A 16,122-nucleotide genomic window follows, 5' to 3' on the forward strand; every position below is an offset into this window, starting at 1 on the left:
CAAGATAGACAACAGGATAAAGGCTATCTAAGGCTCTATTTTGCCACTCAGTCACTTGCTCAATCACAGCATCGGTAACTTTGCTGATGAGAGATGCTGACACATCGGCATCGTACATTTCTTTGAAGAAGGCTACAATTTCCCTATTAGTCATTCCTTTTGCATACAGTGAGAGGATTTGGTCATCCATACTGGTGATGCGTGTTTGGTGCTTTTTGATAATTTGTGGCTCAAATGAACCTTCTCGATCACGGGGAATATCTAAAGCCAGTTGTCCATCTTGAGTTGTAATGGTTTTAGAACTAAACCCATTACGGCTATTTGAGCCTTTCTTGGGCTGATGCTTTTCATAACCGAGATGGTCTGAAAGTTCAGTATTGAGTGCAGTTTCAATCATGAATTTTTTAAAGACTGCTGTCATTTGGTTTAAGTCTTCTGGTGTTTTTAGACCTTTAGCCAATTCGGCAGCCATACTTTTGATTGTTGCTTCATCCATGTGAAGTACCTTTTGTAATTATCCTCTGAAGGATAAATGAAAATTAAGTACTTACACAAAATTTAGAACAGTCCCGATGGACACGCCCTTCAAGAACATGTTCTTTATGAAATAAATAACTCTAATTTTGAGTTATAAAGGTATAAAATATGGATATATTTCAACCGTTTCAATGAATATAAAATAAAGGTTATTCATCGAAGTCATAACCTACTGAAGTGGAATGCTCCCAATATTCATTAATTTTATCTGCAATAGCTTCCTTATCCATTGTAGTTAAAACATAGAAAAGTTTTGCCTCTTTGTTTTTTCTCAAAATTAATAAATTGTAATAGTCATATTCGGGGCCATTTAGCCCCAATGATGGCTGTTCTTCACAATGCTTCTCAGCCTTGTAATGCCATTCAAGTTTATAAGTATCAATACCATTAGCAGCATTGATCACTATGCCATCATTGGCTCCGCCAATAAATCCAATTTTCATTGCCTGCTCTAAATTGTTATTCGGATAATTTTTAATATAACTTTAAACAAGTACGGTTCAATTTATAAAATGTTTGCCAATACGTATCCTATGTAAATCAAAATAACGAATTCATTATTTCATGGCACGTAAATATTCATAAGCCTCTTTTTCATTACTCTCCAGATGAACTCTTGCTTCTGTCTCATCATTTAAAGTTTCATTTATTATTTTGGTACCTTCATAAGAAATTTGATGACCTATTTGGAAATCTGCTCCTAATGCATCAATCACAATGAATTGTCCAGCAGCATTTGAAGCTATAAAAAAACTATTATTACGATAGCCATATCTAATTGTATATAAGCCCACTTTTATTCCAACTTTTAATAATATTTAAATAATGATAATTCCATAGAGTTCATAGAAAAGCAAAAATACTTATCAAAAAATCACCCCCTAATAAATACAACTCTATATTTTTTAATATATTTTTATTAATCCTCCACCCTATTCCTTTTATATGAATATTTTTCAAAAAAATTTGTTTCAGCGATCTTATTGAGTAGTCTAAGTCTAAGAACTCTCTTGTTATCTCTCTGTTTATCTAGTACAGACTATTTAAATTATAAAATGATGAAATAACCATAAATCAGTCCGTTTTTATCGTCTTTAATGATTATAATCTTAAATTACTTTTCTTCCGTGTCTGTTTCAATTGGAGCTCTCAAAACATGCATAAAATAGTGCTTTTCGATATGGACGGAACTTTATTAGATTTGGCTTTTGATGATTTTATCTGGAACGAATGCTTACCTGAACGACATTCTCAGACGCATCAAATCTCTTTAACACAAAGCCATGAAATATTAAACCAGTTTTATCGTAGCAATAAACATACTCTTTCCTGGTATTCTTCACAGTATTGGACAAAAACGACAGGAGTAGATGTTTTAAATCTTCAAAAAGAATTTCAACACAAAATTAAAATACGATCAGGATGTATGGAGCTACTTAATACTCTAAAAGAACAAGGCTATCAATGCTGGTTAGTGACCAACGCAGACTGTGCAAGCTTACAGTTAAAACTTGATAACATCCCTATTCAAGATTTTTTTGATGTAATTGTATCTAGTGAACAAATTGGTTATGCGAAGGAAGACCTTAAGTTTTGGCAAGAATTACAAGGCTTGCATTATTTTGAACCCCAAAACACTATTTTTTTAGACGATACTATTCAAGTTTTAAAAACTGCAGAAAAATTTGGTATAAGACACTTGTTTACTATCTTACAGCCCTCAACTCTTAAGAGTAAAAGACAGCTACAAGATTTAGAGTATAAAGCACTAGATCAGCTTACAGAGCTACTGTCTATTTTGAATCAAACTGATAGAAAGGATAATGATGTCAAAATTGCGTGAAAACGATGCTGTAGAAACCATGCGTGTCGACAAATGGTTATGGGCAGCACGTTTTTTTAAAACCCGTTCTATTGCTAAAGCTGCAATTGAAGGGGGAAAAGTGCATCACAATAATGAACGTGTAAAAGTTTCTAAAGAAATTCGTGTTGGAATGGAACTTGTTGTTCAACAAGGTTTTGATAAAAAGACAGTTGTTGTTAAAGCACTTTCCAATACCAGAGGACCGGCTCCTATTGCACAACAGCTTTATGAAGAAACCGAAGTAAGTATTGCAAGACGGGAGTTGATTGCTTCGCAACGAAAATTGCATAATCTAGCTCGACCTGACCATAGACCAAGCAAGAAAGATCGGCGACAAATCAATCGGTTTAAACAGGATAACGATCAACATTATGAAGACCACTGGTCATATAATGATGAATAAAAACGTCGAGTTGTGTCGCACTCACATATACAATATATAGAAGCTAGAGAAAAAATCTGTCACTATTAGCCCTGTGAAACAAGTTGAGATTCAATGCATCCACTTGGGTTAAACGTGATGAACATAGAGTATTGAGGTTTTTGAGATGGATGAGAATAAAAGCAAAGCATTACAAGCCGCTTTGAGCCAAATTGAGAAACAATTTGGTAAAAATACGGTTATGCGTCTCGGTGACAACACTGTTCAAGCAGTTGAAGCCGTATCTACAGGTTCTTTAACTTTAGACATCGCATTGGGGATTGGTGGTTTACCAAAAGGCCGTATTATTGAAATTTATGGTCCTGAATCTTCTGGTAAAACCACAATGACATTACAAGCAATTGCTCAATGTCAAAAGTCTGGTGGTACATGTGCCTTCATCGATGCAGAGCATGCCCTAGATCCTCAATATGCACGTAAGCTTGGTGTAGATATTGATAACCTACTCGTTTCACAACCTGATAATGGTGAGCAAGCGCTTGAAATCGCTGATATGCTTGTTCGCTCAGGTGCAATTGATTTAATCGTTGTGGACTCAGTAGCTGCCCTTACACCTAAAGCAGAGATTGAAGGCGAAATGGGTGACTCTCATATGGGTCTACAAGCACGCCTTATGAGCCAAGCACTTCGTAAAATTACTGGTAACGCTAAACGTTCAAACTGTATGGTTATCTTTATTAACCAAATCCGTATGAAGATTGGTGTTATGTTTGGTAGCCCAGAAACCACGACTGGTGGTAACGCTCTTAAGTTCTATGCTTCAGTTCGTCTAGATATTCGTCGTATTGGTCAGGTAAAAGAAGGCGATGAAATTGTTGGTTCAGAAACTAAAGTTAAAGTCGTTAAGAATAAAATGGCTCCTCCTTTTAGAGAAGCTATTTTCCAAATTCTATACGGTAAAGGTACTAACCAATTAGGTGAACTTGTAGATTTGGCAGTACAGCAAGATATCGTTCAGAAAGCTGGTGCATGGTATTCATATCAAGGCAATAAAATTGGCCAAGGTAAGAATAATGTGATCCGCTATTTTGAAGAAAACAAACATATTGCTGAAGAGATTGAACGTAATATCCGTGAGCAATTGTTGACTACAGGTACAAATGGCGCAGTGCAAATTGAAGATGATGAAGAAGAACCAGATCTTTTATTAGAATCTTAATTACACCTAAGTCATAAAAACGCCCTTCGGGGCGTTTTTTACAAGGAAATATATATGTTCAAAAGAAACAATGAACAATCTCAACAGCGTCCACCACTCACTGGCCAGCGTTTACGCTCATATGCTTTTGCTTTACTTACTCGACGAGACTACTCTAAAGCAGAACTCATTGATAAATTAGCCCGTTATGCACAAAATATAGAAGAAGTGAACCAACTCGTTGAAGAGTTATCTGAACAAAATTACCAAAGTGATCAGCGTGTTGCTGAGCAAATGCTTGCAAGTCAGATTCGTAAAGGTAAAGGACCGAAACGCATTCAACAAGCTTTAAAAACTAAACAGATCGAAAATGATTTAATTGCCGACGAAATTCACGAAATTGATTGGGTAGAACAAGCTTATCAACTTAAAGTTAAGAAGTTTGGAGAAGAGATAGAGAAAGACCCAAAACTTAAAGCAAAGCAGATTAGATTTCTACAATATAGAGGATTTGATTTAGATGTAATTTTAAAAGCGATCCAAAGAAAATTGGATTAAAGGAATGGTGGCAACCCCACTAGCAAAACTTCGGCACATCATAGATCTGCTACCGTTGCTACCTTCCGGTCCTGGCGGGGTTCACAGAGTACAATTGCGAAGCCACCAGCGGGGCTACCATTGCAAAACAAAGTATAGAGATTTTTAAAAGAGTTGCAACCCTTCTCTGGCTTTTTCAGCAAGTTTTTGTTTCGATTGATTAATTCATCAGCAAAAATTGCTTAAAACCCCAAAAATGTAGTTTTCTGAACTTATGCTCTTTTCTTATTTTGCATAAAATATGCTTGAAGATTGTAAACTATCCTTGCATTTAAACTGTTAACTGCTTTAATTGCATTGATCAATGAAAAACCTTAGATATTTAGAGAATTGTTTTTTATATTCCTGTGTCAAGGTGGCTTTTATATAAAATTATGGATTTATACACATGCAAATGAAGAAGCATTCTTTATTATTTATTGCCTTAATGAGTACCACTTCTCTATACGCGAACATTCCTATTGAATCTCGTGGTTTAAGTCAAAATGATGGCAGTGCATCTAATACTTCTTCAAGCAATATTTCAGTTCCTACAAACTTAAACTGGGAACTTATGCAAAAAAATCAACAACTAGAAAATGATATCCGCACTTTAAGAGGTCAATTAGAAGAACAAGCGAATGATATTGATCAATTAAAAAAAGACCTTGCGAATAGATATACCGATTTAGATCAACGTTTAGAATTATTACATCAAAAAGTTGACCCTGATAGTGCTACACAAGAAGACGGTACAAATACCAATACTAATAGCGCCACACCTGCTAGTCCATCAGTATCCCAATCTCAGCCTGCAGATGGCAATAAAGTAGTTGCAGCTCCACCTACTCCAACCACCTCTGAACAACAACCTAGTGCACCCGTAACAAACGCTCAACCAGTCACCGCGGCCCAAAATCAATCAAATCCACTTGAGTTAGAAAAAGCCGCTTATACAGTAGCTTTAGATGCTTACAAACAAGGTGGAGCAAAAAAAGCAATTGCTCCGATGCAAAACTTTATTAAAAACCATCCTAACAGTATTTATACAGGCAATGCTTATTTCTGGTTAGCCGAGTTTCATTTAGCTACAGACCCAGTGAACTACAATGAAGCAAAGAAAAACTACAATATTGTCGCTAGCCAATATCCAAACTCTAGCAAGGCACCTCGAGCACTCTATCAACTATATAGTATTGCCAAAGATGTCGATAAGAATACTGTATCAGCTAATCAATACAAAAATAAGTTACTTACTCAATATCCTAAATCTGAAGAAGCTAAATTCTTTAAAAAATAATTTAGGCATAAAAAAAGACACTGTTTTAACAGTGTCTTTTTTTATGCCTTATTGATTAGCGTACAATTCCACGCTCGGATTGCTCAAGAGAGTCAATTAATAATTGAGCTTCTGGAACAGAAGGCAAAATTTCACTTTTAATTTGCTCAACAGCTTGAACAGAGGTTAGACCAGATTTAAATATCAATTTATAAGCTTCTCTTAAGCCCTGAATTGTATTTTTAGACCAACCTTTTCTTCGCATACCTTCAATATTTATACCAAAGGCATGCGCAGGATTACCAGAAGCCATAACATAGGCTGGTACATCTTTAAGAATCAGTGAGGCCCCACCAATCATACTATAAGAGTCAATCTTACAGAATTGATGAATTCCAGAATTACCACCGACAATAACATGATCACCAATATGTACGTGTCCAGCAACACCAACATTATTAGCAAAGATATTGTGATCACCTACAATACAGTCATGTGCAATATGAGTATTTACCATCAATAGGTTATGACTACCTATCTTAGTCAATGAATTATCTTGCACAGTGCCTCTATGTAAGCTGCAATGTTCGCGAATTAAATTATTGTTACCAATTTCCAGCCAAGTTTCTTCACCTTTATATTTGAGGTCTTGACAAACTTCGCCAACACTTGCAAATTGAAAGATCTCATTATTTTGACCAATTCTGGTAAAACCACCTACTACCACATGAGAATGTAATTTAGTACCAGCACCAATAGTCACTTGAGGACCAATAACACAATAAGGTCCGATTTGAACATCTGAAGCAATCACTGCAGATGGATCAATAATGGCGGTAGAATGGATTAAATCGTGATTGCTCATGCCTGCTCTGTTTTTTGGTGTGAAATCATAATCTCAGCGGTTGCTGCTACAATGCCATCAACGCTAGCTGTACAATTGTATTTGTAAATACCGCGCTTCTGCATTACCAACTCGGATTTTAATACAAGTTGGTCGCCTGCAACTACTTGTTTTTTAAATCTAACTCTTTCTGCACCAGCAAACAGGAACAAAGAACCTGGTTTTGGCGTTTCATTGTTCATAATAAAACCTAGAACGCCTGAAACTTGAGCTAGTGCTTCAACAATTAGAACACCAGGCATAATTGGATATTCTGGGAAATGTCCTTGTAGAAACTCTTCATTGATAGAAACATTTTTATAACCAACAATACTATTGTCAGTAACTTCAATCACACGATCAACCAATAAGAATGGGTAACGATGCGGCAAATATTGACGAATCGTTTGAATCTGCATTGGTAATTCAGGGATGGCAAATTTAGGTGTAGTTGACTCGGTCATAATATTCTATTTACGCAAATTAAAAGTTGATTCAAGAGACTCTATTTGAGCTTGTATATGATCAAGTCGTTTAGTGATTTGGGTCAATGGCACATCTGCTAATTGTCTCAAGCGCACAATCGTCTTTTTCCACTGACTATTTTCGAACAATCCAATTCCTGAAGAATAAGTTCCAGCCTCAGAAATATTTTTTGTGACCATTGACATTCCAGTTAAAGTCACATTATCAGCAATTGAAAGGTGACCTGCTACCCCACATGCGCCTGCAAGAATACAGTTTTTGCCAATTTTTGTACTACCCGCAATGCCACAGGTAGCTGCAATAGCAGTATTTGAACCAATATGAACGTTATGTGCAATTTGCACAAGGTTATCAATAATTACACCATCTTCTAAAATTGTATTATCAAGAGCACCCCGATCAATACTACAATTTGATCCAATTCGAACGTCATTTCCAATTAGAACTGATCCTAACTGAGCAATACGGTGCCATTTACCTTGATAGGGAGCAAAACCAAAACCTTCGCTACCAATTACAGTATTTGAATGAACACGCACCCGATCACCCAATTTAGAACTACCGGTAATGGTGACATGAGAGTCAATAAAACAGTCTTTCCCAACTTCTACATCATCATCAAGTTTGGTATGTGATTGAATGATTGTGTTATCACCTACTACACAATTCTCACCAATGACTACATAGTGACCAATATAAGCAGCTTCTGAAATAACAGCAGAAGGATGGATTTGAGCAGTACTTTCTATACCTTTTGAAGTAAGCTTTTTATCAAATACATGAGTAAGGATTGCAAAAGCAAGATAAGGATTATCAACAATAATAAAATTATCTTTTTCAGGAAGATGTTCTTTTAAAGCAGCAGTAACAATGAAAGCCCCTGCACGACTTGCTTTAGCTTGTTCGAGATATTTATCACCATTTACGAAAGTAAGATGATTAACCTCTGCATTTTCTAAACTTGCTAGGTTCGAAAATTGAAGACTACCTTCACCAATTAACTCACCTTTAACAAGGTGAGCTAATTCATCTAAACGAAATTGTTGCACTTTCATTAATTTATTTCATTGAATTAACCTTTTGTATCATTTTATCAGTTAAATCATACTTAGCGTCATAGGCAACAGTTGAATTTTTATTCAAAATAAAGTCAAGATTATTTTCTTTTCGTAATTGCTCAGCAGCTTGCTTAACTCTAGACTCAAAAGTTGTGTTCATACTTTGCAAGCTAGTTTGAACTCTTGACTGTAAGCCCTGTTGTGTTGAATTAAATTCATTTAATTTTGATTGATACTGAGATTGTAATTTTTTAATCTCATCATCTTTCATTTTTTGACCTTGCGTCTGCGCTTGACGTTGAAGCCCTTCTAACTCTTTACCCAATTGCTCAAGTTTAGTGGTTGTTGGTTTAACTGACTGATTTAAGCTTGCGTTTTGTTGTTTCAAATAAGTACTGCTCTCAACAACTTTAGCAAGATCAATCACCCCATAACCCGCTGCATTAGCTGCTACCGAAGCCACCGTCAAGCCTAACCCTAACATTAATGTATTTAATTTTTTCATGTAAATTTCTTTCCTTATTTCGTTGTTCAATAAGATCGTACTTAGAAAGTACGACCAATTTCAAACTGGATTTCTTTAGTTTCATCACCCGGTTTATCATTTAGCGGGAATGCATAGCTAAGTGATAATGGTCCAATCATAGTAATCCAGGTTACACCCACACCCACGCTATAACGTAAGTTACCTAAATCAAAGCCATAGTTATCTTCACAATATTTCTTAACATCTGTAATAGTTTGGCCATTAATCATCATGCCTTTATCACCGTATACAGAGTTATTAATATTACATTTGGTATCGAAGACCTGACCACCTTCTGCAAATAGTACAGGACGTACTTGACGAGTCCAATCACCTTTAAATGGCATAGGTAATGCTAATTCAGTACCAAATTGAACTAGAGCATTACCACCCACATTTTCAGGTGAAGGATCATTCTGTTTTGTTTCTTGTAAATTTACACTGGCATATTTAGGCCCTAAAGTACTATTGTCATAGCCTCGAACAGAACCATAACCGCCGGCATAGAAGTTTTTATAGAATGGTAAATCGTTACCATAACCCAGCTTACCATAACCACGAAGCACAAAGCCTGATTTACCAATCGGTAAGAATGCTTGTGTATCATAAGTTAATTTTTGATAGTCAACATCACTACCTGGCAAGCCAATTTCAAGACCTACTCGGTGAGACATACCTGATGTTGGGAAAATCGGTCTATTTAAAGTGTTATATGACCAACCCAAGTTTAAATTATAAGTAAAGAACTCGCCATCAAAAGCACTATCATATTCTTTAAAACCACCTTCACATGTATCAGGTATTGGTTGATTTGTTTCAGGGTCAGTCTCGGTCTTACCAGTTGGACACCAATTCGACTTACCAGTTGCCTTACCACCATTTGCCAATAAATAGTCACGCACATAGGTAGAAACATAAGGGCCAGTCGTTACTTTAGTATTATCAATACCTAGAGATGCACTTAAGCTTTGGTTTTCATCAATTGGATAACCAAAGCTTAAACTACCACCAAAACTATCCGTTACGTAGTTGTTAACGTTATAGTTATCATTTAACTTAGTTTTACGATAATAAACGTTATAACCACGACTTACCCCATCGATAGTAAAGTATGGGTCAGTAACACTTAGATTGTAATAGTCTTGAGTTTCTGAACGAGACAAATCAATTGCAACTCGGTTACCAGTACCCATAAAGTTAGTTTGGCTAAGTCCAGCTTGGAACGTAATACCACCATTTTGTGAATAACCTACAGCTAATGTGGTAGTACCTGAATGTTGTTCTTCAACATTTACGTTCAAATCGACTTGGTCAGGAGAGTTTGGAATACGAGCTGGCTTAATATCAACTGTTTTAAAGAAACCTGTACGTTCTAAACGAACTTTAGACAAGTCAATTTTTTCATTACTTGCTAATGCACCTTCCATTTGGCGCATTTCACGACGTAATACTTCATCGGAAGTTTTACTATTACCAGTAAAGTTAATACGACGCACTGTCACTTGCTGACCTGGGTTTACATAATAATTTAGGTCAACAACACCAGTTTCATTATTAATTTGCGGAACAATATTCACATCAGCAAAGTAATAACCTGCGTTACCATACTTTCGTAGAAGTAATTGCTTAACTGCATTTACCTTTTCTTGTGAATAGGTATCGCCATCTTTATAAATTTTTAGTGCTTGTAACTCTTCAGGCTTATAAAGCGCATCACCTAAGAATTTAGTTTGACCAAATTTAAATTGGTTACCTTCCTCAACAGCAACTTCAATAAAGATATGTTTTTTATCTTCACTAATATTAAGCTGGGAATTATTAATATTAAAATTAATATAACCCTTGTTAAGGTACATAGCACGTAATGCTTCAAGGCTTGCAGCCATTTTCTCACGCGCATAACGGTCATTACGTGTAACGATTGAAGCCCAACCACTTTCTTTAACAGCAAATGCCTGTTTGATTTCACTGTCTTTAAAAACAGTATTACCAATTACATTGATATCAAAAACTTTTGCTGGCGTTCCTTCGTTAAAATTAAGTTTTAATTCAACGCGGTTATTTGGTCGCGCAACGGTATCAACAGTAACACTAGCATCATAACGACCTTGTTGGGTGTATTGCTGCTCTAGTTCTGTTTGAATGGTTTGCAAAGCAGATTTCTTGAAAACCTCACCTTCTGCAACACCCATTTTTTTAAGGCCTTGTTCTAATGCCTCTTTAGGAATAAGTTTATTACCCTTAAATTCAAGTTTTGAAATAATAGGGCGTTCAATAACATTAAAGACCAAAGTATCGTTATCTTTTGATGCTTTAATATCATCAAAAAGACCCGTGGCATACAATGTTCGAATTGCTTCGGCGATCATCGGTTCATTAACGCGATCGCCACTGTTGATTGGCAACATGGTATAAACATTTGCAGGAGTAAGACGGACTAAGCCGTTTACACGAATATCTCTAACAACGAAATCATCAGCTGCATATGCTTGTTGTACCGCTGCCATAGCGCTAACAAGTGCCAAAGGCATTAAAAAATGTGTGTGCCGCATGCCAGTTTTTTCCAGTAAGTTATAAATCCATATACGTTTACAAACGCATAAAGTCATTAAATAAAGCTAAAAGCATCATACTACCGAGCAGTACCATACCAATTTTTAGACCAAACATTTGTATTTGTTCAGAAACAGGTTTCCCTCGAATAGCTTCAATAATGTAATACACTAGATGACCACCATCTAACATTGGAATTGGTAATAAGTTTAAAATTCCAAGACTTACACTCATTAAAGCCATAAAAGAGATAAAAGTTTCCCATCCCATTTCTGCACTTTGTCCAGCAACTTTTGCAATGGTAATTGGGCCAGAAAGATTTTCTAATCCAATTAATCCTTTAACCATTTTCACTATTGAATTCAAAATCATGCTAGAGATTTGGCCAGTTTTATCAAGTGCCATTTCAAAAGCTTGTATTGGAGTATATTGAATTGTTTGCTTATATTCGTCAGGAATTGTAATTTTTCCAGCATCACTTTTTACACCAAGTACACCATTGACCTGTCCCATATTATCCCGCTTTCCTTGCGGCATAACTTGTAAATGCACTAATTGCGCATGGCGTAAAACATCAATATTAAGCAATTTTTCTGGAGAACGCTGTACGACTTCAACAACATCAAACCAATCTTTCATAGGCTGGCCATCAATCGCAACAATACGATCACCTACTTTCATTCCTTGACGAATAGCCGCACCATCTTCTGTTAAATCTGTTACCACAGCAGGAATTACAGGACGATAAGGCAAGAAGCCTAATATATCCAATGCAGATTCATTCTGGTTTTTTAAAAAATCTTTAACAGGTAAGACAAAATTTTTCTCTGTACCTGCACGATCAACATCGATATTTATAGTACCTGTCTCGCCTACCCGATCAATTAAAGCAAAGTTTAGTTTTTCCCAAGTTGCAGTCTCTTTTCCATCAACAGCAATAATTTTGTCCCCCACATGCAATTGAGCCTCTGCAGCTGGAGAATTTGGAATAATTTTACCAATTTTGGTATTTAATTGTTGTTGTGCTGGTAAAAACAAAACCCAAAAGAGAAGTACAGCAAAAATTAAGTTAATTAGTGGCCCTGCAGCAACAATAGCTATACGTTTCCATGGTTTTTGTCTATTAAAAGCATACGGTAGATCTTGTTCTGCGACATTACCTTCACGCTCGTCCAACATTTTGACGTAGCCACCTAAAGGTAAAGCAGAAAGCTGATACTTGATACCCGATTTTTTAGAGGTCCATTTCAATAAAGTTGGACCAAAACCAATTGAGTAAACTAAAACTTTAACCCCAAGTTTGCGTGCAACCCAGTAATGGCCAAACTCATGAATTGCAATTAAAGGACCAAGTAAAAGAGCTGCTGCTGCAATCATAAAAAGCGCATTCATTTCAGCCTCCAATACTTGATATATATTTCTGAGCTATAGATCGAGCCACTTTATCTTTATCTAAAATGCACTCAATGCTTTCAGCTGCGGCATTCTCTAACTCTTGCAAAGTATGCTCTACCACTTGTGGAATATGTGTAAATCCAATCCTTTCCTTTAAGAATGCTTCAACAGCAATTTCATTTGCCGCATTCAAAATGGTAGGTGCCAAACCTCCTGCACGCATTGCTTGTCTTGCTAAATTTAATGCAGGAAATTTTTGGGTATCGGGCGCCTGAAAATTAAGTTGAGAATACTCAAATAAATCTAAAGCAGGAACACTTGTTTGTAAACGCTCAGGCCATGCTAATGCATGTGCAATTGGCGTACACATATCAGGATTACCCATTTGTGCTAATGTTGAACCATCAACATACTGCACCATAGAGTGAATAATACTTTGTGGATGAACAACAACTGTAACAAAATGTTCAGATATTGAAAATAAATGACACGCTTCAATTAACTCCAACCCTTTATTCATGAGAGTAGCCGAGTCAACTGAAATTTTTTGCCCCATTGACCAATTTGGATGTTTACATGCTTGTTGGGGTGTTACATGTTCCAACTGTTCCAAGGAATGATTTAAGAATGGGCCACCAGATGCTGTTAGCAATATTTGAGATACGCCTAGTTGTGGTTGTCCAGTTCTCTCAACTTGCAAATAGTTATGAGGTAATGACTGAAAAATGGCATTATGCTCTGAATCCACTGGTAATAATAATGCCTGATGATCACGAGCAGCTTGCATCATGATTTCACCAGACATAACCAATGCTTCTTTATTTGCAAGCAATACTCGTTTACCAGCTTTAACAGCTGCCAAAGTAGGCAACAGTCCCGCTGCCCCGACAATTGCTGCCATAACAATATCAACATCTGTATGTGATGCGATCTCAACTAGACCATCTTGCCCAATTAAAATATCAATACCTTGTATATTTTGTTGAGCAAATAAGGTGGTTAGTTCAACTATTTTCTGTTCAGGAACAACGACCACTTTAGGGCGGAACTGTTTGCAGATTTCAACAAGTTCAGAAATTCGACTATGTGCCGAAACTGCAAAGACTGAATACTTATCTGGATGTTGGCTTAAAATTTTTAATGTACTTTGCCCAATAGAACCAGTTACACCCAATATGCAAACAGATTGTGTCATCTATAAATCTACACCAATAAGCTTTAATATATACATTCCCGTTGCAAAAATCGGGGCTGCCGCGAGTAAAGAATCAATACGATCCAACACACCACCATGACCTGGCAAAACACGGCCAGAATCTTTAATACCAGCACGGCGTTTAATCATCGACTCAAATAGATCACCTAATACTGAACCGAATACTGTGACTAAAGATAAGATCAGGAATAAAAGTTGTTGAACCCAAGTTAAGTTTAAATATTGATATTGCACTACAAGCATTACAATAATTGTAGTGAGAATACCACCATATAAACCTTCTACTGATTTATTAGGGCTTACCGTAGGTGCTAATTTTCTCTTACCGAATTTACGACCTACGAAGTAAGCTCCACTATCTGCACCCCATACAAGCAAGAACAAATACATCAACCACCATGGTGAGCTTTGCCATACTACAAAAATTGCAGTCACTGCTGCACAGATAAGAATTAAACCAATGACATAAAGGGTCGCGTTATACCACCCATCAAATTCAGGAAAGGACTTAACCCAATATACACTAACGAGCCAAGTTAAAATTGAAGCAGACCATAGCAGTAATGCAATGTCGTGAAAGAACAAGGCAACGCCCGAAACAAAAGCAACAAGTAGACCATAACCCCATGCTTTAGGTTTTACTACGGCGCCAGCTTCATGAGGCATCAACTTATACCATTCATACCCCGCAACCGCTGCTGCTACAATCATAAGTACCAACATTGGATAATGTGATTGCGTAGCAAACATACAGCTTAAAACAACTGCAACAAGTACCAATGCGGTAACAATCCGCTCTAACATTATAATTTCTCGATTTTCTCTTGCTGAATTTGTTCAGATGTTTTACCGAAACGACGTTCACGCCCTGAAAAAACATTCAGTGCATGATCGAATTCCTCGACTGTAAATTCCGGCCACAAAGTATCCGTAAAATACAGTTCCGCATAAGCTGCTTGCCATAACAAGAAGTTAGATATACGGAAATCTCCACCTGTACGGATCAACAAGTCCACAGCTGGCAGATCGTTTAGACTGACATATTTTTCGAACAAATCAACATTTATTTGATCAGCGTCAATTTCACCACGTGAAACTGCTTGGGCAACTTGTTTAGCTGCATTTGCAATATCCCACATACCACCATAGCTAATCGCAATGGTTAATGTCATGGTGTCATGATGTACTGTTTGTTGCTCTGCATCTTCCATTAAGGCAACTAAATGTGAAGGTAATCTAGAACGATCCCCTATAAAACGCAAAGCAATATTGAATTTCTTCATGCGAGGTATTTGCTCATGAATGGTTTCTTCAAGAAGCTTCATAAGCAGATCGACTTCATATTGTGGTCGATTCCAATTTTCACTCGAAAATGCAAAAACAGTTAAAGCACGGACACTAGTTTTTATACAATGTTCAACAATAGGATCAAGAATATTTTTACCTTCTCGATGCCCATCACCTTTTTGCATTTGATTTTTCTTTGCAAAGCGGTTGTTGCCATCCATAATGATGGCAACATGCTTAGGAAGATGATACTCTTCTGATTCGGTCATAAAATTAGACCTTCATCAATTCTGCTTCTTTCGCTGCAAGACGCTTATCTACTTCTGCAACATATTTATCAGTGATTTTTTGGATATCATCACCTGCACGACGCTCATCATCTTCAGAGATTTCTTTCTCTTTCAATAATGCTTTGATATCACCTAAAACATCACGACGAATGTTACGAATAGCAACTTTTGCATTTTCAGCTTCACTGCGTGCAACTTTCTGCATATCACGGCGTGTTTCTTCAGTTAAAGCTGGTAAAGGTACACGGATTGAATCAGCAGTAATTGGATTCAAACCTAAATCACTTTCACGAATTGCTTTATCAATAGCAGATACCATTGTACGTTCAAACGGTTGAACGATAAGCGTACGAGAATCTTCAACACCAACGTTCGCTACTTGGTTTAAAGGCACATCAGAACCATAGTAAGGAACCATTACCCCATTTAAAATTGATGGGTGTGCACGGCCGGTACGAACTTTAGCAAACCCTTGTTCCAAAGACTCAAGAGTTTTCATCATACGCTGTTCGCTGTCTTTTTTCAGATCGTTAATCATATGATCTTCCTTACTTATTTATTCAAGGATGTATATAACAAATTTAATTTAGCG

The 16,122-nt window shown here is 36.6% G+C and carries 17 protein-coding genes, 1 other RNA gene and 1 pseudogene; 5 read left to right on the forward strand and 14 right to left on the reverse strand.

What is annotated here, in order from left to right; genetic code table 11:
- The 3 genes and pseudogenes from J582_RS14955 to J582_RS14965 all read right to left on the reverse strand — a co-directional run.
- Window positions 1–496: pseudogene (locus tag J582_RS14955) on the reverse strand (IS256-like element ISAba26 family transposase); the annotation flags it as partial.
- Between the two features lie 190 nt (window positions 497–686).
- Complete coding sequence (locus J582_RS14960; protein ID WP_004708422.1) at window positions 687–980, reverse strand: hypothetical protein; 294 nt, start codon at window positions 978–980, stop codon at window positions 687–689.
- A gap of 114 nt (window positions 981–1,094) precedes the next feature.
- Window positions 1,095–1,331: a hypothetical protein gene (locus J582_RS14965; RefSeq protein ID WP_017394092.1), complete on the reverse strand. Its 237-nt coding sequence runs from the start codon at window positions 1,329–1,331 to the stop codon at window positions 1,095–1,097.
- A gap of 362 nt (window positions 1,332–1,693) precedes the next feature.
- On the opposite strand from J582_RS14965, the gene J582_RS14970 reads away from it, so the two are divergent.
- The 4 genes from J582_RS14970 (at window position 1,694) to J582_RS14985 (ending at window position 4,539) form a co-directional block, all read left to right on the forward strand.
- Window positions 1,694–2,380: an HAD-IA family hydrolase gene (locus J582_RS14970; RefSeq protein WP_031982796.1), complete on the forward strand. Its 687-nt coding sequence runs from the start codon at window positions 1,694–1,696 to the stop codon at window positions 2,378–2,380.
- Window positions 2,364–2,804: an RNA-binding S4 domain-containing protein gene (locus tag J582_RS14975; protein WP_002049587.1), complete on the forward strand. Its 441-nt coding sequence runs from the start codon at window positions 2,364–2,366 to the stop codon at window positions 2,802–2,804. Before J582_RS14970 ends, J582_RS14975 begins: the two co-directional genes overlap by 17 nt.
- 145 nt (window positions 2,805–2,949) lie before the next feature.
- The gene (gene recA / locus J582_RS14980) at window positions 2,950–4,002 is read left to right on the forward strand and encodes a recombinase RecA (RefSeq protein WP_002049645.1); all 1,053 of its coding nucleotides are present in this window, start codon (window positions 2,950–2,952) and stop codon (window positions 4,000–4,002) included.
- A 54-nt stretch (window positions 4,003–4,056) separates the two neighbouring features.
- Window positions 4,057–4,539, forward strand: a complete 483-nt coding sequence (locus J582_RS14985) for a regulatory protein RecX (RefSeq protein WP_031982797.1) — start codon at window positions 4,057–4,059, stop codon at window positions 4,537–4,539.
- 14 nt (window positions 4,540–4,553) lie between these two features.
- Here the strand turns inward: J582_RS14985 and ffs are convergent.
- Window positions 4,554–4,650: signal recognition particle sRNA small type (gene ffs / locus J582_RS25700), an RNA gene on the reverse strand.
- A 316-nt stretch (window positions 4,651–4,966) separates the two neighbouring features.
- Here ffs and J582_RS14990 point away from each other — a divergent pair.
- A complete protein-coding gene (locus tag J582_RS14990) occupies window positions 4,967–5,857 on the forward strand; it encodes a YbgF trimerization domain-containing protein (RefSeq protein WP_032048180.1) in 891 nt (296 codons plus the stop codon).
- Between the two features lie 55 nt (window positions 5,858–5,912).
- Here the strand turns inward: J582_RS14990 and lpxA are convergent, their stop codons facing one another.
- From lpxA to frr, 10 genes are read right to left on the reverse strand one after another with little or no spacing between them, the layout of a single operon-like run.
- On the reverse strand, window positions 5,913–6,701 hold the full coding sequence (lpxA, locus tag J582_RS14995; RefSeq protein WP_002049604.1) for an acyl-ACP--UDP-N-acetylglucosamine O-acyltransferase: 789 nt from the start codon (window positions 6,699–6,701) through the stop codon (window positions 5,913–5,915).
- Window positions 6,698–7,183, reverse strand: coding sequence for a 3-hydroxyacyl-ACP dehydratase FabZ (gene fabZ, locus J582_RS15000; protein ID WP_002049600.1), 486 nt, complete (start codon window positions 7,181–7,183; stop codon window positions 6,698–6,700). Before fabZ ends, lpxA begins: the two co-directional genes overlap by 4 nt.
- 6 nt (window positions 7,184–7,189) lie before the next feature.
- Window positions 7,190–8,260 carry a UDP-3-O-(3-hydroxymyristoyl)glucosamine N-acyltransferase gene (lpxD, locus tag J582_RS15005; protein ID WP_004708409.1) on the reverse strand — a complete coding sequence of 357 codons (1,071 nt, stop codon included), beginning with the start codon at window positions 8,258–8,260 and terminating at the stop codon, window positions 7,190–7,192.
- 4 nt (window positions 8,261–8,264) lie between these two features.
- Window positions 8,265–8,768 (reverse strand): OmpH family outer membrane protein, encoded by a 504-nt coding sequence (locus J582_RS15010; protein WP_016804937.1) that lies wholly within the window; start codon window positions 8,766–8,768, stop codon window positions 8,265–8,267.
- 41 nt (window positions 8,769–8,809) lie between these two features.
- Window positions 8,810–11,341, reverse strand: a complete 2,532-nt coding sequence (bamA, locus tag J582_RS15015) for an outer membrane protein assembly factor BamA (protein ID WP_004886883.1) — start codon at window positions 11,339–11,341, stop codon at window positions 8,810–8,812.
- Between the two features lie 37 nt (window positions 11,342–11,378).
- Window positions 11,379–12,734 (reverse strand): RIP metalloprotease RseP, encoded by a 1,356-nt coding sequence (rseP, locus tag J582_RS15020; RefSeq protein ID WP_031982800.1) that lies wholly within the window; start codon window positions 12,732–12,734, stop codon window positions 11,379–11,381.
- 1 nt (window position 12,735) lies between these two features.
- Window positions 12,736–13,932 (reverse strand): 1-deoxy-D-xylulose-5-phosphate reductoisomerase, encoded by a 1,197-nt coding sequence (gene ispC / locus J582_RS15025; protein ID WP_004708403.1) that lies wholly within the window; start codon window positions 13,930–13,932, stop codon window positions 12,736–12,738.
- A complete protein-coding gene (locus tag J582_RS15030; protein ID WP_002049666.1) occupies window positions 13,933–14,757 on the reverse strand; it encodes a phosphatidate cytidylyltransferase in 825 nt (274 codons plus the stop codon).
- Window positions 14,757–15,509: a polyprenyl diphosphate synthase gene (uppS, locus tag J582_RS15035; RefSeq protein ID WP_004708401.1), complete on the reverse strand. Its 753-nt coding sequence runs from the start codon at window positions 15,507–15,509 to the stop codon at window positions 14,757–14,759. Before uppS ends, J582_RS15030 begins: the two co-directional genes overlap by 1 nt.
- Before the next feature lie 4 nt (window positions 15,510–15,513).
- A complete protein-coding gene (frr, locus tag J582_RS15040) occupies window positions 15,514–16,068 on the reverse strand; it encodes a ribosome recycling factor (RefSeq protein WP_002049637.1) in 555 nt (184 codons plus the stop codon).
- Window positions 16,069–16,122 lie beyond the last annotated feature (54 nt).

Origin of the sequence: Acinetobacter sp. 1566109 (genome assembly GCF_000582255.1) — a bacterium.
Lineage (GTDB): Bacteria > Pseudomonadota > Gammaproteobacteria > Pseudomonadales > Moraxellaceae > Acinetobacter > Acinetobacter nosocomialis.